Origin of the sequence: Paenarthrobacter sp. NPDC018779 (assembly GCF_044391085.1) — a bacterium.
GTDB lineage: Bacteria > Actinomycetota > Actinomycetes > Actinomycetales > Micrococcaceae > Arthrobacter.
The window spans coordinates 14,369-35,880 of the sequence record NZ_JBIRZS010000001.1; the positions used below are offsets into that span (position 1 = coordinate 14,369).

Genomic DNA, 21,512 nt, shown 5'->3' on the forward strand with positions numbered 1-21,512 from the left:
TGCTGAGGTCAGCCTAACCAGCAGCGCCGAAACCCTGCTAAGCAATTAGCCATGCAGAGTAATATTTCCGGGCTTTTGCCAGCTTCGGGTTAATAATCACCTGGCAATAGCCCTGGTTGGGGAACTTCGCGTAGTAGTTCTGGTGAATATCCTCGGCTTCGTAGAAGTCGCCCAGGCGGCTGACCTCCGTCACGATCGGATGCTGCCAAAGGGACTGCGCCCGTTCGATCGCTTCCTCGAAAAGGATCTTCTCCTCGGTGGTGGTGTAGAACATGGACGAGCGGTACTGGGTGCCGACGTCGTATCCCTGGCGGTTCAGTGTGGTGGGGTCGTGCAGGGCGAAGAACATGTCCAGGATGACTTCGGCGGGCACTACGGATTCGTCGAAGGTCACAGCCACCACCTCGGCATGGCCGGTGGTCCCGGAGCAGACCTCATAGTAGTCGGGGTTGCGGAGATGGCCTCCGGTGTAGCCGGAAACCACAGACTGTACGCCGCGGGTCTTCTGGTAGACGGCATCGAGGCACCAGAAGCAGCCGCCGCCAAGTACGAAAGTTTTCATGATCTCTTCAATGGATGGGACGGACTGATGATTCCCGCAGCACCTTACGGGACGGTGACGGAGATCGACAGGATGCTTGGGTTGGTGGCAGGTCACACCCTGACCGATCCGTTGCAGTAGGTAAGAATAAGAGTATGGAAGCAGTAGACACCGCCCATTCCGATGCGGACTCCAGCGACGACGCCGGAACAGTTGAAGACAACGGTGACCCGACACTGGGCCAGGTGCTCCTGGCTGTGGAGGAACTCTGGCCCGAGTCCCTGGCCGAAGACTGGGATGAAGTTGGCCTGGTTGCAGGGCGGCCCGACTCCCCGGTGACCAAGGTCCTCTTCGCCGTGGACCCGACGCTCGAAGTGATTGACGAGGCCATTGAGTGGGGCGCCGAACTCCTGATTACCCACCATCCCTTGCTCCTGCGGGGCGTGAACTCGGTAGCCGCCACCACCGCGAAAGGCCTGGCCATCCATCGCCTGATCGAGGCCGGAACCGGGTTGCTGACAGTCCACACCAATGGCGACTCAGCCGTGGGGGGCGTCTCCGACGTGCTGGCGGACGCCTTCGGCCTGGGCAACGTCAGCCCGCTGACCACGGCCGCGAACGGCCTGCCCGAGGAAGGCATCGGCAGGGTTGGCGATTTGCCCGAACTCATGACCCTGGGAGATTTTGCCGCCAGGGTCTTCGGCGTCCTGCCGGCCGTTGCAGGCGGCGTGCGCGTGGCGGGCGACAAGGACGGATTGGTACGGCGCGTTGCAGTGTGCGGCGGCGCTGGTGACAGCCTGTTCGATGCCGTTCGCGCCAATCAGGCCGACGTCTACGTGACTGCCGATATGCGGCACCACCCGGCCTCGGAAGCCCGCGAAGCGGCTGTGAACGACCGGCCGTACCTTATTGACGTTTCGCACTTCGCCAGCGAATGGCTCTGGTTGCCGGTGGCTGCCGAATCGTTGTCGAACGTACTTAAGGATCAAGGACACGATGTGGAGATCCGCGTCAGCAACACCAACAGCGATCCCTGGGACTTCATCCTGACTCCCGGCGGGGACTAGCATCAACAGGACAGCGGCCGGCACTGACCAGCGGTGCCGGCAATAGACAGGTGGAGGTAAGCGTGGCGAAGGCAGCACCGGCAGAACAACTCAAATTGCTTGAACTGCAGGGCCTTGATGCCAAGCTGAAGTCGCTGGCAGGCCAGCGGAAGGTACTGGAGAACGATCCCCGCATCACTGACCTGCAGGACGCCCTGAATGTGGCCAACGGCGAACTCGGTGCGGCAAAGCTTGCCGTCCACGACTCCGAGGCGGAGTTGCGGCGTTCGGAAGCGGATGTGGAGCAGGTGGTTGCCCGCATCGAGCGCGACGAAGCCCGGCTCAACAGCGGTACTGGACTGTCCAAGGACCTGGTGGCGCTCCAGAATGACATCGCGTCCCTGAACAAGCGCCGGTCGGACCTGGAAGATGTGGAGTTGGAGATCCTCGAGCGCCTGGACGGGCTCCGCGAACGCCAAGCTGCCCAGCAGGCGATCGTGGACGACATCCAGGGCTCGTTTGGGAGCATCCGGGCCGAACTGGACCAGGAGATTGCCCGCATCGCCGCGGAGGAAGCAGTCGTCCGCGGCGAACGGGCTGCCTTCGCGGAGGCCTTGGACCAGGGCATGGTGGCCATTTATGAGAAGACCATTGCCAAGCGCGGAGTGGGAGCGGCCCGTCTTTTCCACGGAAAGTCGGAAGGCTCGGGGATGACTCTCAGCCCGGGCGACCTCGCCGAAGTCAAGGCCGCGGCCGAGGACGACATCGTCTTCTGCCCCGACTCCGGCTGCATCCTGGTCCGCTCGGCGGAGTGGAACTAGCTCGTCAAGATGATGTTGAGGGCGTGCGGCTTTCGGGCCGTGCCCTCGACGAGCTCGCTGGTCCACACCTCGCTGGCTGCCTTCAGGAGTTGAGCGGGGGTGGCGGGAGCTTTTCCTCGCCTGGTCAGCAGGTGCCGGGCCAGTTCACCGCGGGTGTGCTTGGCGAAGTGGCTTACCACCGTGCGCTTGCCCTTGGCTTCAGTGAACACGTTGACGGTCACCGTTTGATCGGCTGGCGGTGCCCAGGCGGCCGCATAGGTACTGGACCGGCAATCAACCAGCAGCTCGCCTTCGGTGCGCTGGGCGAGGGCGGCGGCCAGCTGCGGCTTCCAGTAGGAGGCGAGGCGTCCGACGTCGGGCAGTGCGGTTCCCATGGACAGCCGGTAGGCGGGCACATGGTCGCCAAAGCCGATGGCGCCCCAGAGGGCGGAAACCACCAGGATTGATTCGGCAGCCTTGCGGCGCTGCGTGGGGGTCAGGCTGTTGTAGCCCAAGGCGTCGTACAGGACGCCGGAGTAGACCTGGTGGGCCGGTGCGGCAGGTTCCGAGTGCAGCCTGGTGTTGCGTTCGACGTCGTCACGCAGCGAGGCGCCGACGCCCAGCAAAGCGAGGGCGTCTTCATGCGCGCTGACGGTCCCCAGAGCCTCCAGAACCTTGGCCCGGGAGGTGTTCAAGTCCGGGAAGCTCAGCGCTTCCCAGTCGATGGAGGGTCCTTTGGCAGCGGGAGTCTTGCCTTCGGAAGGCGGCAGGAGAATCAGCACCAGTCGATATTACCGGTGTCCGGGCGTGGCTCCGGACGCCGGTAGACTGTACGGCGGATGGGTTGACCAGGCGGTCGCGCGCCACGAAAGTGGCTCGAGGAACGTCCGGGCTCCACAGGGCAGGGTGGTGGGTAACGCCCACTCGGGGTAACCCGCAGGCAAGTGCCACAGAAAACAGACCGCCTGCGCTGATCGGTGCCTGCACCGGTTGGTTGGCAGGTAAGGGTGAAACGGCGGTGTAAGAGACCACCAGCTCCCTGGGTGACCGGGGAGGCTAGGTAAACCCCACCCGGAGCAAGGCCAGACAGGACACGTTCGAGGGCTGCCCGCCCGAGTGTCCGGGTAGGCTGCTGGAGGGCGTCGGCAACGGCGTTCGTAGATGGATGGCCGCCACTCCCTTGCCGGTAACGGCTCGGGATGACAGAACCCGGCGTATCGGTCAACCCATCCACATACCCCTTGTCAGTGGTGGTCGTGCCAGCCGCTGAGTTCTTCGAAGATGGGGACGTCTTCCGCGGTCAGGTTCCAGTACTCCTCGCTCCTGGTAACGGATGAGGCATCCGGCTTGTACGGGGGACTGGTGAAGGAAAGGTGCGGCCTTTCCCAGGCCACGTCGCGCCGGACCACGCGGGCGGGTGAACCCACGGCGATGACGTTGTTGGGGATGGTTCCTGTCACCACGCTGCGGAACCCGATCACCGAGCCGTCGCCCACGCGTGCGCCGCCCAGGGCCACCGCCTGGCCCCCAAACCATACGTGATTGCCAATGACAACGTCCCGTGCAGGGTTGACGCGCCGGCCGGTGGCCACATCGAAGATGGGATGCCCATCGTCGGTCCGGAATTGGTTGCTGCTGGCGATCATGACGTCGTCACCGAACGTGACGGCGGCTCCCTCCACGGCGCTGACCACGGCGACGCTGGTGGTGGTGAGGTCTGCGCCTGTGCGTACCGTTGCATCCTGGCCGATTCGGACGTTCATGCTGAACGGAGACTTGTTGCTGGGACCGATGATGAGCGTGCCGTTGTCGCAGTCGAAAACGGCCTGCAGCTTGGCGATCCGGGCGCCTTCCGCGACGATGATGCGGTTGTTCCTGCCTCGAAAGGTCACCGCGATGCCGGTTTCGATGGGCCTTGAACACTCGATGCTGTTCCCGGACCCATCGCCGTGGTCTGCCAGTATTGAGAGTTTGTTCACCTTCGCAGCGTACCGGGAGCATTTTGTGGCCCTGAACGCGGCGTTGCCTAGACCGGGACGAGCCTGACGTCCCGGCTGGCCGCATTGATGGTGATGTCCAAGGACTTCACGTCAAGGGGGACGGTGGCCAGGTGGCGCAGGTACAAGGTGCCCCCTACGGGCACAACGTGGTGGCGTGCCGATTCACCGATCACCGATTCCACGGCTGTACCTGCGGGTGCCGAGACCGTAGCCGTCAGTTCACGTGTTGAGCCCGGAATGTTCTGCCGGTACTGCGGATAGGGGATGGATTCCGCGAAGGGGTTACCTGAACCAGTGACCAGGATGTTGTCCCGGTGCGTACTTGAGGCGTCTGCCGTGCCCAGCCCTGATGCCGTCAAAACCAACAGCGAACCCTGGTCCCTTTGTTCCACGAGATAGTCCAGAATGGCGGTGAACGCCTCCATGGACTGCCGGTCTTTGACGCCAAGGTTGTTGGCGTGCCACATCATGACGATGCCGGTCCTCCACTCCCGCGCCCGGTCCACTAATGCCGTTGCCCGAGCTGTCTCCGTGTACAGGTCCAGGCTGTAATGGTTCTGCCCGTCCCGCAGCACGCCATCCAGGGGCCTGTAATAGCTGTCAGGGAAATACCCGGAGGCCAGGGCGTGGAAGTCGTTGATCAGCCTGCCGGCAAAGGTTCCAGCCCAGGCTGCCACGGTCCTGGAAGGCATATGGCCGTCATAACGGATGCTGGAACCACCCGGGGGAGCGAAGCAGTCGATCGGCAGGCGAGGCAGGAAACGGCGCAGATCCCGCAGTGCCCCCACGATTTCCTGGTGCAGGGCGTCGTCTCCGGACGCGTCCTTGTGGGTGGCGCCATGGTTCCACACCTCGCCGCCGTGCTGCAGGCAGTAATGCTGGATGTTCTGCCAGGTATCGCTTTCGGTGGGCACAGTACCGATCCGTTGCGTGGTGGTGACCCGGGTGAACGGCAGGCTGCGCTCGACCAGGAGCGGCAGCACCTTGTCCCTGAAGTCGCGTGCGCCGTCGTCGAAACGCAGGGCCACGGCACCCCGGCCGCCGGTGCCGATGCGGCCGCCCTTTCGGGCCAGGAGCGCTTGGCGGAGCAGCTCGCGACGCACTGGATGATTCACACCGGGGAGTCTACGGGACACCCGTGTGAGTGATTTCACGCATCCGGGCGGCGACTGCGCCGGGTTCCCGCCCTAGAATGGTTACTGAACGTAGAAGTTCTGCCGCCGGGTCTGCGTTCGCAGCCGGCGGATTTTCTTTGCTCTCGTTCAAGGCGCCGTGGGTGGACCGAAGCCCGCAGCGCATGTGCCGCAGGACTACTCCGGGCGGCCGACGCCATCTGCATACGAAGACGTATGTGGTTGACCCAAGGAAGGTAGTTCTGTGAGCCAGACGTCAGATTCTTGTCTTGATAAGTGGATGGGCCGGGAGGCCCTAGCCGAGGCCATGATTCCGGTGATCGGCCGGCTGTACCGGGAAAACAACGTGGTCACCAGCATCCACGGCCGGAGCCTGATCAACAAGTCCACCATGAACATCCTGAAGGCCCACCGCTTCGCCCGCCGGATGAGCAATACAGAGCTGCTGCTCGAAGAGACCGCGCCCCTGCTGAACGCCTTGGCTGAGCTGGAGCTCGGCGCTGCCGCGATCGACATCGCCCGCCTGACCGAAAAGTACCGCGCAGAGAACGGCTCTGTTTCCCTGGACGAGTTCCTTCGCGCGGAGCTGGCTGACGTTGTGGGCAAGCGCGGCGCCGATGACCGCACCAGCACCGACGTCGTCCTCTATGGCTTTGGCCGCATCGGCCGCCTCCTCGCCCGCCTCCTGATCGAAAAGGCAGGCGGCGGACACGGGCTGCGCCTCCGGGCGATCGTTGTGCGCAAGGGTGCCGAGAATGACCTCGTCAAGCGTGCCAGCCTGCTGCGCCGCGATTCCGTCCATGGTTCCTTCGAAGGCACCATCCGGGTGGACGAGGAAGCCAACACCATCACGGCCAACGGCGTGCAGATCCAGGTGATCTACTCTGACAACCCCGCCACGGTTGACTACACCGCATTCGGCATCAAGGACGCACTGGTGGTGGACAACACCGGCCGCTGGCGCGACGCCGATGGTCTCTCCCAGCACCTGCAGAGCAAGGGTGTTGCGCGCGTCCTCCTGACCGCTCCCGGCAAGGGCGACCTCAAGAACATCGTGCACGGCATCAACCAGGCCGACATTACCGACGAGGACAAGATCGTCACCGCCGCCTCCTGCACCACCAACGCCATCACCCCCGTGCTGAAGGCCCTGAACGACAAGTTCGGGATCATCCACGGGCACGTCGAGACCGTGCACTCGTTCACGAACGACCAGAACCTGATCGACAACTTCCACAAGGGCGACCGCCGCGGACGCTCCGCTGCCCTGAACATGGTGATCACGGAGACAGGCGCCGCCAAGGCCGTAGCCAAGGCCCTCCCCGAATTGCAGGGGAAGCTGACGGGCAACGCCATCCGCGTTCCCACGCCGGATGTGTCCATGGCCATCCTCAACCTCAACCTCGCCAACGGCACCACGCGTGACGAAGTGAACGACTACCTCCGCGAGATGTCCCTGCACTCGCCGCTGCGCAAGCAGATCGACTACATCGATTCGCCGGATGTGGTTTCCACGGACTTCGTAGGGTCCCGCCGGGCTGGCATCGTGGACGGGCTTGCTACGATTTCCAACGATAAGAACCTGGTTGTCTACGTCTGGTACGACAACGAGTTCGGTTACTCCTGCCAGGTTGTCCGCGTGATGGAGGAGATGGCAGGGGTCAACCCGCCGTCGTTCCCCGCCCGCGACATCGTGGCCCCCATCGCGGTGCTTGAGGCAGCCAACGCCTAAGCCAAAGTGTTACCTGGGTTTCCCGGCTGGGTTACTGGAATCAGCCGGGAAACCTGCTCACAATGGGGTCATGGAAAATGAATCTACGTTGGAGCACGAAACCACGCTTGAACACGCCTTGGACGTGGCCAAGGCCAACCACAAGCAGGCACAAAAACTGCTGGACCAGGCCGTCGCGGCCAATGCTGCCGGCGATGTCACGGACGAGCGCGTTGAGCAATTGCGGGGTCTCCTGGCAGTGGCAGCCGAAGACCTGCAGCGTGTGATGCGCGAGCAATAGGCCAGCCATCCTCCATCCACAGTGTGACTCTCCCTGCACACTGTGGACAGCGGCTTCGTTGTCGGTGCCTTGTCCTACGCTCGAAGGGCAACGTATACCCCGACTGAACGGAGCCCCTTGAGTATCACGTGGTCTGCCTACAAGCGTGCCCGCCGTCGGTCCCGGCAAGCCTGGACCATCCTGGGACTGCTGGCCGCCACCGTCGTAGGTGGACTTTCCTGGTTTTTCACCGCCGGGCAGTTCGATGCTGTGGGCCCATGGGTCGCCGGCCCTACGGAGGCGCCCGTCTTTGATGCCGCCTGGATGAAGCCGCTGCCGGGGGCCGTCCGCGTCCCGGCCCGGAAAGCGTCGGAGGTCCTTGACCAGCTCGAAGTGAAGGGCAGGTCGTCGAAGAGTGACTATGACCGCACCGCGTTCGGTCCGGCCTGGCTGGATGTTGACCGCAACGGGTGCGACACCAGGAACGATATCCTCCGCCGCGATCTCGCGGGCGTCGAGTTTACCAATGGATCCACCTGCAAAATCGCCGCGGGGGAAATCCAGGAGCCGTACACTGGCGCCTCTGTTTCGTTCCGGAGGGGCCAGGACACCAGTTCACTCCTCCAGATCGACCATGTGGTGGCATTGGCCGACGCCTGGCAGAAGGGGGCCAAGCAGTTGTCTGCGCAGCAACGCCAGATGCTGGCCAACGATCCGCTGAACCTCATTGCCGCTGACGGGCCCGCAAACGTCAAGAAAGGCGCAGGGGACGCCGCGACCTGGCTACCGCCCAACAAGAACTTCCGTTGCCATTATGTGGCCCGGCAAATCTCGGTGAAAACGGCTTACCAGCTGTGGGTCACACAGGCCGAGAAGGACGCGATGAAGCGGGTCCTGGCCTCTTGCCCGGAGCAGCAGACCATTTACAACCAAAGGTGACCATGCCCCAGTTGCCAGGTGCCGCCGTCGTCGATCCGCTCCAGAACCACGCGCTGCAGTGAGGTTTCGCGAGGCAGGGCGTCCAGGCCTTCCAGCCCACGGTGCCGGAACGTGAAGTAGACGGCATCGGTGGGTGCGTCTGTGCAGCGGTCGAGGGTGAATCGCCTGGCGAAGGACGCGATGTTGCTCTCCGGGAGGTGGTCCACCAGGTACGGATCCAGCATCCAGGACTCGCAGGTGGCTTCAGTTACAGGCTTGTCGGGGAAATGGCCGGCGAAGAACAGTTTCGCGTCCCTGAAACTGGCGTCAACGGCAGCTGGTGAGAGAGCCCCGGCCTCGGGAATGTGGACGCCCAGGACCCATGAACGTTCCTGCCCGTCGTTGGCTCCCCGTGGCCTCTGGCGGACCAAGTGGAACTGCAACCTGCCCAGCCGGAAGAGGTTGCCGGCCATGTGCAGGGTCAGCCAACCCCAGGTGTCCAGGCCGAACCGGCCGTGGACGCGCCTGTTGATACGCATCTGGAGTCCGAGGTCTGACAAGGTCGCCGCCGAGACGTCCGAACTGATGCCCAGATCGAGGTGATAAGAGTGGACCACCGGTGCGAACCGGAGCAAAGCTGTAATCCATTCGAACTCTGTGGGTCCGTTGGAGACGGTGCTGTTCGAGGGGAAGGTCCCCAGCCTGGCTTGCAGCGCCTCGAGAGCCTGCTGGACGCCGGGACCGGGAGTGGCCGCAAGCAGGTCCGCGCATTCCCGTGCGTCCTCGCCTGTGATGTCGAGGAGTTGGAACAGCTGAGCGCGATCTGCGGTGGCCATGGGTCAGTGCCCGAACGGATCGGGGTCGACGCCGGGCATCCATGTCAGCCCCGGGACTCCCCAGCCGCTCTTCTTCGCCTGCTTCATGGCTTTCTTGGCATAGCGGTCTACGAGGCGGTTGACGTACAGCTTGCCGTCCAGATGGTCGAACTCGTGCTGCATGACGCGGGCGAACCAGCCGGTTGCCTCGAACTCAACCGGATTTCCGTCGCCATCGAAGCCCTGTACCCGTGCCCACTCGGCCCTTTGGAGAGGGTAGTGCTCGCCGGGAAAGGACAAGCACCCTTCAACATGCTCCTCGGGATCCGGAAGGGCGCCTGACACCTTGGAAAGTGTAAGGACGGGGTTGACCAGGACGCCTTGATCCGGCGCGTCGTCATCGTTGGCGTACTTGTAGACGAAGATCCGCTTGCCCACGCCGACCTGGGGTGCTGCGAGGCCCACGCCGTTCGCGGCGTCATTGGTTTCGAACATGTCCGAGATCAGCTGGCGGAGTTCGTCGTCAAAGACTTCCACTTCGCTGGCCCGGCGGTGGAGGACAGGTTCGCCCCAGATGGTGATTGGCAGGACAGTCATGTCTGTACTTCCTTAGTCAGTGGCTGCGGCCGCTGGTGACTCCGGCAGGAACCGCCAGCGGGCCAACAAACAAACAAAGGCCGCACCGGAAATCCGGTGCGGCCTTTGGGGAAACCGGCTTTTCCAGCCAATTCCGGTGGGGTGAGCGACGGGGGTTGAACCCGCGACCTCCTGGACCACAACCAGGCGCTCTGCCAACTGAGCTACGCCCACCATGCGCCTCTCGGTTTGACCGTTTGACCGGCTTTCCGTGAAGGCAACGACAAATAGCTTACCTGCTGTTTGGGGGTTCAAAGTCCACTTTTGCCGGTTTCACCGAAAAAACCTCGAAAAATGACGCAGATCACACTTGGTCGGCGGCGTTGAGGGTCTCCGCGGAGGCTGTCGTCTCCTTGGAAATGCGCTGCGCAGTTGCGGTGTCCGGTCCCGGGGCAGGCACAAAGACGGCTTCGCGGTAGTAGCGGAGTTCGTCGATGGAGTCCTTGATGTCGCCGAGGGCCCTGTGGCCACCATGCTTTGCCGGTGCCTGGAAGTAGGCGCGGGGGAACCAGCGGCGCGAGAGTTCCTTGATGGTGCTGACATCGATCACGCGGTAGTGCAGGTGTTCAATCACGTTGGGCATGTCGCGGGCGAGGAACATGCGGTCGGTGCCCACGGAGTTGCCGCCAAGCGGAGCCTTGCGGGGATCCGGAACCCATTTCTCGATGTACTCCAACACCAGGGCTTCGGCCTCGGCCATGGTTTTGCCATGGGGGAGTTCGTCCAGGAGCTTGGAGCGCGTATGCATGTCGCGGACGAAGTCGTTCATCTGCTCCAGCGCTGCGTCGTCGGGTTTGATGACGACATCCACGCCATCGCCAAGAATATTGAGCTCGGAGTCGGTCACAAGCGCCGCTACTTCGATCAAGGCGTCGTTGACGAGGTCCAGGCCGGTCATTTCGCAGTCGATCCAGACGATGCGTTCATTAGTAATAGGCACGCGCCCAGCCTATCGTTCAGGTTCCTTTAAGTGCTCCGATGGTACGATTTTTGGGCACGGCAGTGTCATTTCTTCCTGCTGTGACCCACCTCCGGAGATTCGTAATTACGTCCCGAAACATCAACGGGCAAACGATTGGATGAAACCACATGACGGTGCCCGTACCCGCCGCCCAGAAGGCCGGGAGAGCTGCGGCGCCCGTGGCGGCCGCAGCAGCCGAGGTGGACAACGCCCGTTCCCCGCTCATTGCCGGTTTCATCGGATCCATGTTCCTCGTCTTCGGTTCCTTGGGAGTCGGTTGGCTCGCCCCGGTATCGGAGTTGAGGCGGCTGCCCCTGTTCATTTGGATGCGGACCGAAGGCCTCGGCGTTGGGTTGTCAATCGTCCTACTGGCCATCGGCGGAATGCTGTTGGTCAGGGCATGGTTGAGGCTTGGCCAGCGCGTCAGGGTGTGGGGGCTGGAAGCCCGCAAGGCTACCCTGAAGGCCGTGGTGGCCTGGGGCCTGCCCATGATGTTCACGGTTCCCCTCTTCAGCAGGGATGTATACGCCTACATTGGCCAGGGCCGCCTCATGGTCGAGGGAATCAACCCCTACGAGAACGGCATCTCGGCCCTGCCCAACTACTTCCAACTGGGCGCCGACAAAATGTGGACCGAGGCGCCCGTTCCGTACGGGCAGTTGTTCCTGTGGATCGAGCAGTTCGTCGTCTGGGTGACGAACGTCCAACCGGAAGCCTGCATCATGCTGTTCCGGCTCGTGGCAGTGGCAGGCGTCATTCTCTGCATCATCTACGTCCCCAAGCTGGCTGAACTCCACGGAGTGAACCCGCACCGTGCACTGTGGCTCACTGCGGCAAACCCCCTGTTCCTGACCAACTTCATAGCGAGCGTCCACAACGATGCCCTGATGATCGGTCTGGCGCTGGCTGGGCTGTATTACTGCGCAACCCGCCGGGTGGTCCTCGGTATCGCCTTGGTGGCCTTCTCCATCTCGGTCAAGCCAATCACTGTGGTGTTCCTGCCGTTCATTGGATTGTTGTGGGCGGGCAAGGGAGCATCCTGGCCCCGGAAGATCCTGTTCTGGTTCCTGACGGCCGCCCTGACCCTGGGCATCCTTTACGCCATGGGACTCGTCAACGGCTACGGGTTCGGTTGGATCAAGGGCCTCTCCGCCCCCGGCAGCGTATGGATCTGGTATGCCCCTATCGGCTTGATCGGATTGATTGTGGCTTCCATCTTCAACGTCTTTGGACTTGATGGCTGGGGCATGGCCAAATGGGTTTACGACGCCGGCAAGCTCCTGATGCTTGTTGCTGTGGGGTGGCTGGTGTTCCGCGGAGATTACGACCGGCTGATGCGCCGCCTCACTTTGGCCTTCGCTGCGATCGTGCTGCTGGCACCCATGATCCAGTCCTGGTACGTCGTGTGGCTGATACCCCTGTTTGCCGTGACCGGGATCCGCAACGACTGGCAGGTCAAGGCCGTGTACTTTGTGGTCTCCTTCTTCATGGTCTACGCCATCTCCGACCAATTGGACGTCTTCCCGTACCTGCAGAGCGAGGATCTTGGCTTGGCGTTGACCCTGGCACGGAACGCCGCAGCCATCATCGCGTTGCTCTTCGCCGTCTACTTGATCTTCGTGGACCCAAAGACCAAGAGCCTGTTCCGCAAACGTGACGAGCCGGGACTTCGCCCCATCATTTGACGCCGCCCTGCCCTCCCGGCCGGGCGGACAACAACCGCAGTGCTTCCCGGGTGGAGAGGGGACTGAGCGCGGGAGCGTTTTCGGCCGCGAAAGCCCTCACCCAGGCGGGGTCCGTTTTGCTGAATTCCCGCAGCGCCCAGCCGATGGCCTTGCGGATAAAGAATTCCTTATCCGCAAGATTGGCCTTGATGACCGCGGACAGCAACGCGGTGTCAGTCTTCGCTTTGGCACCGAGTTGCGCCGTGATGGAAGAGCGTCGAATCCACATGTCCCGGTCCGCGGACCACTCAACCAGCAGCGGCCTCATGATCTCCGGATGCGCCAACAACAGTGCTCCAATACGGTGGGCAACGCCGTCCACAAGGTCCCACCAAGCCCCGGTCCTGATGATTTCCTCATACACAGGCAACATGCCGAGGTCTTCCTTCACCAACGGAAGACCCGTCAGATCGATGGCGGCGTATCGCTCCTCCCGGGCCTCGGCGTTGCGCCACAATTCCAGCACTGCCTGGCGGACATGTTCCGGTGACGCGAGCGGCAACTGCTTGGCTGCTTCCTTGGTGATCCGGCGGACTTCGGGGACCCTCACCCCCAACGATGGCATCTCCGACTTCATGTAAGCCTGGGCACCCCGTCCACGATCGGCGTCCGCCGCCGACCGGAGGGATGAACGGATCGCCTCAAGGAGTTCGGTGTTGTGCATGCCTCAACTGTAGGTCCGGATCCCATACATGCTCCTTGGGCGTAGCCCGGCCTGGCATCAAGCTACGGCGTCCGCCAGCTCACCAGTCTCCGTGTTCACCAGCAGCCTGTCCGGATCCTCGGGTCCTTCCGTGCCACTGGTGTCTTCGCTGTCTGCAGGCGGAGTGGACCCGTCCATGGTGGATTCCCAATCCTCGCTGGAACCATCCAGCCGAGGGGCCGTTGTCCCGGATGCCAGGTCCGAGCGGGCATCCGTTGGGGCCACCTCCGGTGCCGGGGAGGTTGCGCTCATCCGGGTAAAGTTCGCCGAGCCCCACATGAGGTCGTGCCCCACCGCCTCGGCATCCACCTCGGCCACGTGGTAGATCTTGCCCTCGTGCTCCCATTGCCTGAGCCGCAGCCGGCCTACCACAATGACACGCTGGCCCTTCTTGAGGCTGCAGCCCACGTGCCCAGCCAAGTACCGGAAGGACTGTACCGTGTACCAATTCGTATTCCCATCCACCCAGGTGTTGTTCGCCCGGTCGTAGCGCCGCTCGGTAGTCCCCAACCGGAACGAAGCGGTGGATGTCCCGCGGATTGTGGTGGAACTCTTGACTTCCGAAGCTACAAAGCCGCGGAGGGTGATGACGTCGTTCATTGCGGTCCTTCCCGAAGTGGAGATTGCCTTTCCGGCTCCTTCAGTCTTCGGCCAGCCGCAGGCGTCGAGGCAGTCCTTCGGGCGCCTATGTGCATAACCGGGCCCAAACCACCGCCTGTGGAGGGCCAGTGCGGGCGGAGACGTGCGTTTGGCCGCCGGGGCAAGGAATGCACTGTAAACTCTTTGTGGCGCCAAGCAGCCCAAGCTGTGCGGCGATCCCGTACGCCCCAGTAGCTCAGGGGATAGAGCAGCGGCCTTCTAATCCGCCGGTCGGGGGTTCGATTCCCTCCTGGGGCGCAAGCCTCCCCCGGAACTCACCACGAGTTCCGGGGGATCGTTGTTTATGGACCCGGCTTCCCCGCCTCAAGGAGTTCTTGGAGGTCTTGCAGGACCATGCCCCATGTGTCGGTGGACTGCTGCACCTCCTCCAGGCTCTTGTTGTTTCCCTGCACGATGGTTACCGACGTTCCCTGGCCCTCGTCAGCCAGCCGATACTCAACGGTGTGGTAGTTTTCCGGAGCATCCGGCAGTCCCGTTGAAGGGCTGAAGTGTGTGGTCTTCACTCGTTCCATAGGCTCGAACTCCAGGACAGTGCCTTTGTCCTCGTAGGAGTTGCCGTTGTACTCACCCGAGTACGTAATGGGATCGCCCACCTTCCAGGTGGTCTCCACGTTGGTGCCGAGGAAGTACTTCCTGATGATGGCGGGGTCGGTCAGTGCCTTCCACACGTCGCCGCGCTCCGCGGCGACCGTCACAGTGGCTTCCGCATCCGGAATCTGTGCGTTCACGGTGCGCCTCCTTCGTCCATAGCTGCGTCAGACTGGTCCAAAACCCGTACGTCAGGGCAACGCTACGCCGGAAGGGATGCCCGCGGAATGGCAGAATGGCTGTGTGATGAATGGGGGAGCGCAGTGATCCGGCAAAACGGTACGTCCAAACGGCTGGGCGGAGTCCTGCTGTCCTCGCTGGTGATTGCGGCGGCACTGACATCCTGCGCACCAGCCCAGCCGTCCACAAACCCCGCGCAGCCGGCTACCAGCCCAGCCCAGTCGACCACAGACCAGGCCGCATCGCCAGCCGTCCCGCCGGCGTCTACCGCCGCGGGGATAACTGCCGATCCTGCTGTGACAGCAACGGCCGAAACCGTGGAAACTACGCTGAAGAACCTCGTGTCAACTACCCCCAAGCCAAGCCAGGAAGCGGTACGTGCCGCCTTGGTGGCTGCGGGCATCCCGAAGGACAACGTTGAGGTGTCCGCGAGCCGGACGCCCACGGGGCTCGACGTCGACGCCATGGAAGCGGCGGCGCTTGCAGGGAGCAGTTGCGTGATGGGACAGATCCGTGACGGTGCCGTGGTGGTGACGGTACTTCCTGTCCTGGCCACTGGAAAATGCTTCATCGGAGACGCCAGATAGCATCACCCGCTTGGTCCGAATGTGAGTTCTGCCCGCCAAGCCACTAGATTTAAGGGCATGGCGGAATTCATTTACACAATGACCAAGGCCCGCAAGGCCGTTGGCGACAAACTTATTCTGGACGATGTCAGCATGTCGTTCTTCCCCGGTGCCAAGATCGGCGTCGTTGGCCCGAACGGTGCTGGTAAGTCCACCATTCTCAAGATCATGGCCGGACTGGACACTCCCTCCAACGGTGAGGCCCGCCTGAGCCCCGGTTACACCGTGGGCATCCTCTTGCAGGAACCGCCGCTGAATGAGGAAAAGACGGTCCTGGGCAACGTCCAGGAAGGCGTGGGCGAAATCTACGGCAAGATCCAGCGCTTCAACGAGATCTCCGAGGAAATGGCCAACCCGGACGCCGATTACGACACCCTCCTGGAGGAAATGGGCAAACTCCAGGAAGCCATCGACGCCGCCGACGCCTGGGATATCGATTCCCAGCTCGAGCAGGCCATGGACGCACTGCGCTGCCCGCCGGCCGACTCGGACGTCACCGTCCTCTCCGGTGGTGAGCGCCGCCGCGTGGCGCTGTGCAAGCTCCTCCTCCAGAAGCCGGACCTCCTGCTCCTGGACGAACCCACCAACCACCTGGACGCCGAAAGCGTGCTGTGGCTGGAACAGCACCTGTCCAAGTACCCCGGGGCCGTCCTGGCCGTCACCCACGACCGCTACTTCCTTGACCACGTGGCTGAGTGGATCGCCGAGGTGGACCGCGGCCACCTGTACCCCTACGAGGGCAACTACTCCACCTACCTGGAGAAGAAGAAGGCCCGCCTCGAGGTCCAGGGCAAGAAGGACGCCAAGCTCGCCAAGCGCCTCACCGAGGAACTGGAATGGGTGCGCTCCAACGCCAAGGGCCGCCAGACCAAGTCCAAGGCCCGTCTTGCCCGCTACGAGGAGATGGCAGCCGAGGCAGAGCGCACCCGCAAGCTCGACTTCGAAGAGATCCAGATCCCGCCGGGACCGCGCCTGGGCAACCTGGTGATCGAAGCCAAGGACCTGAAGAAGGGCTTCGACGACCGCGTCCTGATCGAAGACCTGTCCTTCTCCCTGCCCCGGAACGGCATCGTGGGCGTCATCGGCCCCAACGGTGTGGGCAAGTCCACGCTGTTCAAGACCATTGTGGGGATGGAACCGCTCGACGGCGGCGACCTCAAGATCGGCGACTCGGTCAAGATTTCCTATGTTGACCAGTCCCGCGGCGGCATCGACCCCAACAAGACCCTGTGGGAGGTTGTTTCCGATGGCCTGGACCACATCCAGGTGGGCCAGGTGGAAATGCCTTCCCGCGCCTATGTTTCGGCCTTCGGTTTCAAGGGTCCGAACCAGCAGAAGAAGGCCGGTGTCCTCTCCGGTGGTGAGCGCAACCGCCTCAACCTGGCCTTGACGTTGAAGCAGGGCGGAAACCTCCTGCTCCTTGACGAGCCCACCAACGACCTCGACGTCGAGACGCTGAGCAGCCTCGAGAATGCCCTGCTCGACTTCCCGGGCTGTGCAGTGGTGGTCTCCCACGACCGGTGGTTCCTCGACAGGGTGGCAACGCACATCCTGGCCTACGAAGGCGACGACGAGAACCCCTCCAAGTGGTACTGGTTCGAGGGCAACTTCGAGTCCTACGAGGAGAACAAGGTTGAGCGCCTCGGCCCCGACGCTGCAAAGCCGCACCGCGTGACGCACCGTCGCCTGACCCGCGACTAGAACGCAGAACAACAAAACGGCCGTCCCAAAAGGGACGGCCGTTTCTTGGTTGTTCCGGGGAAGACGGAAATCAGGGGATCCGGACCATGCCTTCCTGCGCCACGGTGGCCACGTGCACGCCGTCGCGGTTGAAGATGCGTCCCGTGGAAAGTCCGCGGGCGCCCTGGGCGCTGGGGGACTCCTGGACGTAGAGCATCCATTCGTCCACCCGGACCGGGCGGTGCCACCACATGGCGTGGTCCAGGCTGGCCACGCTCATTCCAGGTGTCATCCACGCGAGGCCGTGCTTCCGCAGGATCGGTTCCAGCAGCGTGTAATCGCTCGCGTAGGCCAAGGCAGCAACGTGCAGCTGTGGATCGTCCGGCAAGGGTCCCATGGTCTTCATCCACACAGCATTGGTGGCCACATGGTCCGTGGGCGGCGAGACGTAGAGTGCTGGGTCGATGTGCCGTACGTCGAAGGGGCGTTCGGAGGACATGTGGCGGGCCAGGGGATGGTCATAGCGGGAGAGCAACTCTGCGGTGCTCGGCAGCGATTCGGGATCCGGGATCCCTTCGGGCATGACGGCTTGGTGGTCCAGGCCGTCGTCCTGGACCTGGAAGGAAGCGATCATCGAGAGAATCGGCACGCCATCCTGGTACGCATGCACCCGGCGGGCGGAGAAGGACCGGCCGTCCCGAAGCCGCTCGACCCCAAAAGTGATGGGTTTGTTGGCGTCTCCGGGGCGCAGGAAATAGCCGTGCATGGAGTGGGCAACACGCCCGGGGTCCACCGTCCGCATGCCGGCCATCATGGACTGGGCCAACACCTGTCCACCAAAGACGCGGTGCCGCGGTTGTTTCTGGGACGGGCCCAGGAAGATGTCCTCGGTGGTGCGGGCACCGTCGAAGTCGCCCAAATCCAGCAGGTCGATCAGCACTTCCATGGGGTCTCCGGAGGGGGCCTCAGCTTCAAGGCCCGCGTTCGTCTCAGTCATGGTTCGACTCTAGACGGCACCCCAACGCCTCTCAACCGCGGACATGCCGGTAGAGTCGTTGATGTGACAGACGTCTTGACCCAGTCCTTCCGTTTTGCCGACCCCCGCGATCTCACCGATCTGCGCACCTATGTGACGCGTGCCAAAAGCATCGAAGACGGCGCCATCCGATTGCAGGCAACAGGCCAGGTGCTGGCCGCCTATGTTTGTGTCCTGCGGCCCCGGATCCTTGGTGAGTCGACTCCCACAATCCTTGGACTGCGGACCATGGCGCTGGCCGAGGAGGCAGAGGCCGACGTCACCGTTTCGATCGCTTCGATCCTGGACCGGCTTGCCCGTTGCAGCGCCGACGACGTGGACCTGCCCATCCCGCCGTCCACCGTTTCCGAGTCGTGGGCAGGCGTTGGTGCCCCAAGGAGCGGCTGGGAGGCCCAAGGCCCGGTTTCAGATGCAGAACTGAAGGCCGCCGCCGAGGCCGGAATCGCGGAAGTCGCCGGTGTGGTGCCCGCGATGGCGGGTGCCGCCGTCGTCAATTCTGCGCGTGCGGCGGTTTGGAGCCGCGGCCTGCCCGGCCGGGAGGACATCCCTGCCGGCGCTGCCTTCGCGGCTTTCGCCCTGGGATTCCTGGGCGACGGCGAACAGCAGCTGTTCCGCAACGGCCGCTGGTTCCGCCTCAGCGGGCCGCGCGGGCACGTGCTGGTCCGCACTGGCGCAGGCCTGGGTTTCCAGAACCAGGGCTAGATGGCTGACGGGCTGTTCACCATGGTGAGCGCTGCCCGCTCCATGTAGTCCCACAGCGTGCCCTCGTGCAGGGGGGACAGGCCGAGCGAATCCACGGCCGCACGCATATGGAACAGCCAGCGGTCCTTCGCTTCCGGCGTCACCCGGAACGGCATGTGGCGCATCCGCAGGCGGGGATGGCCACGCTCCTCGCTGTAAGTGGTTGGCCCGCCCCAGTATTGCTCCAGGAACATGAGGAAACGCCGCTTGGCAGGTTCCAGGTCCTCCTCGGGATACATGGGCCGCAGCAAGGGATCACCGGCAACGCCGTCGTAAAAGACATCGATGAGCTTCACGAACGTCTGGTGCCCACCCACGGCGGCATAGAAGCTGTCCGTGTAGGCCGGCTGGCTGAAGGGATCGTTGCGCATCAGCTGGGGGCGCCCACCGGCCTGCGGGGATGCTGGCTGCGAGGCCGGTTCGCGTCCGGCGGTCATGTCATTCACTGGCCTTCTCCTCAGGCTTCGGGGCGGCACCCGTTGCTGCCCCGGCAGTTACTTTAGCGTCTTGGTTGTCGTCATCGGGCGCGGGTGCATCCAACGGGACGTAGTCGCCCTGTGACCGGTTGCCTACCCGCAGGATTTCGCCGTTGCGCAGGTACCAGATGGCCCCGTCCTCGGCCCGCACCCTGGTGATGCGCAGACCCACCGACTCGACGGTGCCGATCACCTCGCTGGTCACGATCACGTCGCCGATCCCGTACTGGTCCTCAATGGTGATGAAGATGCCCGCGAGGAAGTCACGGATCAGCTGCTGGGCACCGAAACCGATGGCCACACCCAGGATGCCCACGCTGGTCAGCAGGGGAGCGACATCAACGTTCATGTATTTCAGGACGTAGATGATCACGATGACCACCACGATGACGCTCACCAGGCTGGTCAGCAGCGAACCTATGGTTTGCGCACGTTGGGACCGCCGTTCGTGGTCAAGCGCCCGGATAGCGGGCTGGACCCACTTGAAATGCGGCTTCTTGAAGAACGAGCTGCCGGCGGCAACCCTGCGGGTGATCCGCAGGATGATGAAGCGCGCCACGGTCCACACCAGCAGGCCAACGCCCACTGTAATGAGGATCGAGACGTAGTCGATCCTTTCCGGCTCGATGGTGAGGGTTTCCATGGGGGGAATGAAGGTCAAGGTCCAATAGCTCCTTGTGGTCGGCCCGTGTTCGCCTGGCGCAGAACACTCTGTCCACTACCAACACTAGCGTCGTAGCGTGGCCGCATGCGCATCCTGGTCCTGGGCGGTACCGCCTTCCTCTCTGCCGAAATCGCCCGTCAGGCGGCAGCCTCCGGGAACCACGTCACTTGCCTGGCGCGGGGCACCTCAGCAGCAGCGCCCGACGGCGTCACCTGGGTACGTGCCGACCGCTCCCAGGGCGCGGCAGCCTTTGCGGACGTCGCCGGGCAGTGGGACGCGGTGGTTGACGTTTCGCGTGACCCTGTCCAGGCGAAAACGGCGCTGGAGGTCCTGGGGCCGGAGGCTGGCCACTGGACCTTCGTTTCCAGCTGTTCGGTGTATGCAGACCATTCGGTTGCAGGAGCCGATGAGAGCGCTCCACTGCTTGAACCCCTTCCGGCGGGCCAATCGGGCAGCCCGGAAACGTACGGAGAGTCCAAGTCGGCGATCGAGCACATGACTCGTGCCTTGGTGGGCGGAAAGGCCCACATCGTCAGGGCCGGCCTCATCGGCGGACCCGGGGATGCCTCGGACAGATACGGCTACTGGCCGGCGAGGTTGGCAGCAAACACCCAACCCGTCCTGGTGCCTGACATCCCCGCCGCCGCTACACAGATCATCGATGTGCGGGACCTGGCGGCCTGGATCCTGCAGGCGGCAGCTCGCGGGCTGGCCGGAACGTACAACGCCATGGGTGAAGTGGTGCCATTCGGTGACTACTTCACGGAATCACAGCGTGCGTCCGGCAACCCGGCGGAACTGGTAACAGTGCCGGAGCAGTGGCTTGTGGAGCGCGGCGTTGCCTATTGGGCCGGCCCCGACTCACTTCCACTCTGGCTTCCGCCTGGCCACGAAGGATTCCAAGCACGGAGCAATGCAGCGGCCATCGCCCAGGGAATGGTGCTTCGGGCGTGGCAGGAGACGCTCCGGGACACACTGTCGGATGAGCGTGCCAGGGGCCTGGACCGCGACCGCAGGGCCGGACTCACACCGGACACCGAACGCAGGCTCGTGGCACTATGGCGGGCCGAAGCCCGTTAGTCTGCTGCCGGCGTCGTGGTTGGCTGGTGCAGTACCGGGAAGTTGACGCTGCGGGCGATGAAGCAAACCTGGTTGGCCTCGTGGTGCAGTTGCGGCATCAGCTCTTCCTGGGCCGGATCGGCCAGCGTGACCCGGGGCTTCAGCGTCACGTTTTCGAATTGGCCGCTGCCATCACGGTTGAGCTTCATGAGCCCTTCGGCGTTGTCCTCGTAGGCGGTGACCACCACACCGTGCTTGACGGCCACGTGCAGGAAGGACAGCATGTGGCATTGCGAAAGTGCAGCCAGGAGAAGTTGTTCGGGGTTGTAGCGCGTCCGGTCTCCGTGGAAGGTGGGGTCGGAGGACCCGCGGAGCGTGGGCAAACCAGGGATCTCTACATCATGGTCCCGTGAATACCCGCGGTAGGTGGACGTGCCGTCCCCGAGGTTTCCGGTCCATCGGACGGTCAGCGCGTAGTGGTGTTCGTTGAGGGCCATGCGGACAGTCTAGCCAGCGGCCGGAGACTGTCCGCAT

At 63.4% G+C, this 21,512-nt stretch carries 24 protein-coding genes, 2 tRNA genes and 1 other RNA gene; 12 read left to right on the top strand and 15 right to left on the bottom strand.

All coding sequences use genetic code 11. The annotated features are described in order from the left end of the window. Positions 1-37: 37 nt before the first annotated feature. Positions 38-562 carry a peptide-methionine (S)-S-oxide reductase MsrA gene (msrA, locus tag ACH488_RS00085; protein ID WP_397321525.1) on the bottom strand — a complete coding sequence of 175 codons (525 nt, stop codon included), beginning with the start codon at positions 560-562 and terminating at the stop codon, positions 38-40. A gap of 134 nt (positions 563-696) precedes the next feature. On the opposite strand from msrA, the gene ACH488_RS00090 reads away from it, so the two are divergent. After that, a complete protein-coding gene (locus tag ACH488_RS00090; RefSeq protein WP_397321526.1) occupies positions 697-1,608 on the top strand; it encodes a Nif3-like dinuclear metal center hexameric protein in 912 nt (303 codons plus the stop codon). Between the two features lie 62 nt (positions 1,609-1,670). Then, positions 1,671-2,408 (top strand): zinc ribbon domain-containing protein, encoded by a 738-nt coding sequence (locus ACH488_RS00095; protein WP_397321527.1) that lies wholly within the window; start codon positions 1,671-1,673, stop codon positions 2,406-2,408. Here ACH488_RS00095 and ACH488_RS00100 read toward each other — a convergent pair. Further along, on the bottom strand, positions 2,405-3,169 hold the full coding sequence (locus tag ACH488_RS00100; RefSeq protein ID WP_397321528.1) for a YaaA family protein: 765 nt from the start codon (positions 3,167-3,169) through the stop codon (positions 2,405-2,407). The two genes, ACH488_RS00095 and ACH488_RS00100, sit on opposite strands and share 4 nt — an antisense overlap. Positions 3,170-3,227: 58 nt before the next feature. On the opposite strand from ACH488_RS00100, the gene rnpB reads away from it, so the two are divergent. Then, positions 3,228-3,620, top strand: an RNA gene (gene rnpB, locus ACH488_RS00105) — RNase P RNA component class A. 11 nt (positions 3,621-3,631) lie between these two features. Here rnpB and ACH488_RS00110 read toward each other — a convergent pair. Together ACH488_RS00110 and ACH488_RS00115 are read right to left on the bottom strand one after the other, a co-directional pair. Then, the gene (locus tag ACH488_RS00110; RefSeq protein ID WP_397321529.1) at positions 3,632-4,366 is read right to left on the bottom strand and encodes an acyltransferase; all 735 of its coding nucleotides are present in this window, start codon (positions 4,364-4,366) and stop codon (positions 3,632-3,634) included. Positions 4,367-4,413: 47 nt separating this feature from the next. Then, on the bottom strand, positions 4,414-5,502 hold the full coding sequence (locus ACH488_RS00115) for a polysaccharide deacetylase family protein (protein ID WP_397321530.1): 1,089 nt from the start codon (positions 5,500-5,502) through the stop codon (positions 4,414-4,416). 262 nt (positions 5,503-5,764) lie between these two features. Between ACH488_RS00115 and ACH488_RS00120 the strand changes: the two genes are divergently transcribed. From ACH488_RS00120 to ACH488_RS00130, 3 genes are all read left to right on the top strand, one after another. Beyond that, complete coding sequence (locus ACH488_RS00120; RefSeq protein ID WP_397321531.1) at positions 5,765-7,252, top strand: glyceraldehyde-3-phosphate dehydrogenase; 1,488 nt, start codon at positions 5,765-5,767, stop codon at positions 7,250-7,252. A 70-nt stretch (positions 7,253-7,322) separates the two neighbouring features. Continuing rightward, positions 7,323-7,532: a hypothetical protein gene (locus ACH488_RS00125; protein ID WP_387437088.1), complete on the top strand. Its 210-nt coding sequence runs from the start codon at positions 7,323-7,325 to the stop codon at positions 7,530-7,532. 117 nt (positions 7,533-7,649) lie between these two features. Continuing rightward, a complete protein-coding gene (locus ACH488_RS00130; protein ID WP_397321532.1) occupies positions 7,650-8,450 on the top strand; it encodes an HNH endonuclease family protein in 801 nt (266 codons plus the stop codon). On the opposite strand, the gene ACH488_RS00135 is transcribed toward ACH488_RS00130, so the two are convergent. The 4 genes from ACH488_RS00135 to orn all read right to left on the bottom strand — a co-directional run bounded on the left by ACH488_RS00135 (position 8,435) and on the right by orn (position 10,820). After that, positions 8,435-9,265 (bottom strand): acyltransferase domain-containing protein, encoded by an 831-nt coding sequence (locus tag ACH488_RS00135; RefSeq protein WP_397321533.1) that lies wholly within the window; start codon positions 9,263-9,265, stop codon positions 8,435-8,437. The two genes, ACH488_RS00130 and ACH488_RS00135, sit on opposite strands and share 16 nt — an antisense overlap. 3 nt (positions 9,266-9,268) lie before the next feature. Beyond that, positions 9,269-9,841 (bottom strand): peptide deformylase, encoded by a 573-nt coding sequence (def, locus tag ACH488_RS00140; protein WP_397321534.1) that lies wholly within the window; start codon positions 9,839-9,841, stop codon positions 9,269-9,271. Between the two features lie 137 nt (positions 9,842-9,978). Continuing rightward, a tRNA-His gene (locus ACH488_RS00145) sits at positions 9,979-10,054 on the bottom strand. A 130-nt stretch (positions 10,055-10,184) separates the two neighbouring features. Continuing rightward, a complete protein-coding gene (orn, locus tag ACH488_RS00150; RefSeq protein ID WP_397321535.1) occupies positions 10,185-10,820 on the bottom strand; it encodes an oligoribonuclease in 636 nt (211 codons plus the stop codon). Between the two features lie 149 nt (positions 10,821-10,969). On the opposite strand from orn, the gene mptB reads away from it, so the two are divergent. Continuing rightward, positions 10,970-12,526, top strand: a complete 1,557-nt coding sequence (gene mptB, locus ACH488_RS00155) for a polyprenol phosphomannose-dependent alpha 1,6 mannosyltransferase MptB (protein WP_397321536.1) — start codon at positions 10,970-10,972, stop codon at positions 12,524-12,526. On the opposite strand, the gene ACH488_RS00160 is transcribed toward mptB, so the two are convergent. Beyond that, positions 12,519-13,229 carry a DNA alkylation repair protein gene (locus ACH488_RS00160; RefSeq protein WP_397321537.1) on the bottom strand — a complete coding sequence of 237 codons (711 nt, stop codon included), beginning with the start codon at positions 13,227-13,229 and terminating at the stop codon, positions 12,519-12,521. The genes mptB and ACH488_RS00160 overlap by 8 nt on opposite strands. Before the next feature lie 57 nt (positions 13,230-13,286). After that, entirely contained in the window at positions 13,287-13,868 is a 582-nt protein-coding gene (locus ACH488_RS00165; RefSeq protein WP_397321538.1) for a single-stranded DNA-binding protein, read from the bottom strand. Positions 13,869-14,092: 224 nt separating this feature from the next. Here ACH488_RS00165 and ACH488_RS00170 point away from each other — a divergent pair. Next, positions 14,093-14,165 (top strand) — tRNA-Arg (locus ACH488_RS00170). A gap of 44 nt (positions 14,166-14,209) precedes the next feature. On the opposite strand, the gene ACH488_RS00175 is transcribed toward ACH488_RS00170, so the two are convergent. Continuing rightward, on the bottom strand, positions 14,210-14,656 hold the full coding sequence (locus ACH488_RS00175) for an SRPBCC domain-containing protein (RefSeq protein WP_397321539.1): 447 nt from the start codon (positions 14,654-14,656) through the stop codon (positions 14,210-14,212). An 87-nt stretch (positions 14,657-14,743) separates the two neighbouring features. Here ACH488_RS00175 and ACH488_RS00180 point away from each other — a divergent pair, with 87 nt between their 5' ends. Both ACH488_RS00180 and ettA read left to right on the top strand, forming a co-directional pair. Next, entirely contained in the window at positions 14,744-15,283 is a 540-nt protein-coding gene (locus tag ACH488_RS00180; protein WP_397321540.1) for a DUF6993 domain-containing protein, read from the top strand. 57 nt (positions 15,284-15,340) lie between these two features. After that, positions 15,341-17,023, top strand: a complete 1,683-nt coding sequence (gene ettA, locus ACH488_RS00185; RefSeq protein WP_397321541.1) for an energy-dependent translational throttle protein EttA — start codon at positions 15,341-15,343, stop codon at positions 17,021-17,023. 70 nt (positions 17,024-17,093) lie between these two features. Here the strand turns inward: ettA and ACH488_RS00190 are convergent, their stop codons facing one another. Next, on the bottom strand, positions 17,094-17,999 hold the full coding sequence (locus ACH488_RS00190) for an acyl-CoA thioesterase (protein ID WP_397321542.1): 906 nt from the start codon (positions 17,997-17,999) through the stop codon (positions 17,094-17,096). 63 nt (positions 18,000-18,062) lie between these two features. Between ACH488_RS00190 and ACH488_RS00195 the strand changes: the two genes are divergently transcribed. After that, on the top strand, positions 18,063-18,740 hold the full coding sequence (locus ACH488_RS00195; protein WP_397321543.1) for a hypothetical protein: 678 nt from the start codon (positions 18,063-18,065) through the stop codon (positions 18,738-18,740). Here ACH488_RS00195 and ACH488_RS00200 read toward each other — a convergent pair. Continuing rightward, positions 18,737-19,216, bottom strand: coding sequence for a globin (locus ACH488_RS00200; RefSeq protein ID WP_397321935.1), 480 nt, complete (start codon positions 19,214-19,216; stop codon positions 18,737-18,739). The two genes, ACH488_RS00195 and ACH488_RS00200, sit on opposite strands and share 4 nt — an antisense overlap. Before the next feature lies 1 nt (position 19,217). Continuing rightward, positions 19,218-19,916, bottom strand: a complete 699-nt coding sequence (locus tag ACH488_RS00205) for a mechanosensitive ion channel family protein (protein ID WP_397321544.1) — start codon at positions 19,914-19,916, stop codon at positions 19,218-19,220. An 87-nt stretch (positions 19,917-20,003) separates the two neighbouring features. Here ACH488_RS00205 and ACH488_RS00210 point away from each other — a divergent pair, with 87 nt between their 5' ends. Then, a complete protein-coding gene (locus tag ACH488_RS00210; protein ID WP_397321545.1) occupies positions 20,004-20,999 on the top strand; it encodes an NAD-dependent epimerase/dehydratase family protein in 996 nt (331 codons plus the stop codon). Here ACH488_RS00210 and ACH488_RS00215 read toward each other — a convergent pair. After that, the gene (locus ACH488_RS00215; RefSeq protein ID WP_397321546.1) at positions 20,996-21,475 is read right to left on the bottom strand and encodes an OsmC family protein; all 480 of its coding nucleotides are present in this window, start codon (positions 21,473-21,475) and stop codon (positions 20,996-20,998) included. The two genes, ACH488_RS00210 and ACH488_RS00215, sit on opposite strands and share 4 nt — an antisense overlap. Positions 21,476-21,512 lie beyond the last annotated feature (37 nt).

Excerpts from the sequence above, each read along its gene's own strand:
- msrA (WP_397321525.1), bottom strand. The coding sequence starts at position 562 with ATGAAAACTTTCGTACTTGGCGGCGGCTGCTTCTGGTGCCTCGATGCC.
- ACH488_RS00090 (WP_397321526.1), top strand. The coding sequence starts at position 697 with ATGGAAGCAGTAGACACCGCCCATTCCGATGCGGACTCCAGCGACGAC.
- ACH488_RS00125 (WP_387437088.1), top strand. The coding sequence starts at position 7,323 with ATGGAAAATGAATCTACGTTGGAGCACGAAACCACGCTTGAACACGCC.
- ACH488_RS00135 (WP_397321533.1), bottom strand. The coding sequence starts at position 9,265 with ATGGCCACCGCAGATCGCGCTCAGCTGTTCCAACTCCTCGACATCACA.
- def (WP_397321534.1), bottom strand. The coding sequence starts at position 9,841 with ATGACTGTCCTGCCAATCACCATCTGGGGCGAACCTGTCCTCCACCGC.
- mptB (WP_397321536.1), top strand. The coding sequence starts at position 10,970 with ATGACGGTGCCCGTACCCGCCGCCCAGAAGGCCGGGAGAGCTGCGGCG.
- ACH488_RS00160 (WP_397321537.1), bottom strand. The coding sequence starts at position 13,229 with ATGCACAACACCGAACTCCTTGAGGCGATCCGTTCATCCCTCCGGTCG.
- ACH488_RS00165 (WP_397321538.1), bottom strand. The coding sequence starts at position 13,868 with ATGAACGACGTCATCACCCTCCGCGGCTTTGTAGCTTCGGAAGTCAAG.
- ACH488_RS00180 (WP_397321540.1), top strand. The coding sequence starts at position 14,744 with ATGGCAGAATGGCTGTGTGATGAATGGGGGAGCGCAGTGATCCGGCAA.
- ettA (WP_397321541.1), top strand. The coding sequence starts at position 15,341 with ATGGCGGAATTCATTTACACAATGACCAAGGCCCGCAAGGCCGTTGGC.
- ACH488_RS00190 (WP_397321542.1), bottom strand. The coding sequence starts at position 17,999 with ATGACTGAGACGAACGCGGGCCTTGAAGCTGAGGCCCCCTCCGGAGAC.
- ACH488_RS00200 (WP_397321935.1), bottom strand. The coding sequence starts at position 19,216 with ATGACCGCCGGACGCGAACCGGCCTCGCAGCCAGCATCCCCGCAGGCC.
- ACH488_RS00210 (WP_397321545.1), top strand. The coding sequence starts at position 20,004 with ATGCGCATCCTGGTCCTGGGCGGTACCGCCTTCCTCTCTGCCGAAATC.
- ACH488_RS00215 (WP_397321546.1), bottom strand. The coding sequence starts at position 21,475 with ATGGCCCTCAACGAACACCACTACGCGCTGACCGTCCGATGGACCGGA.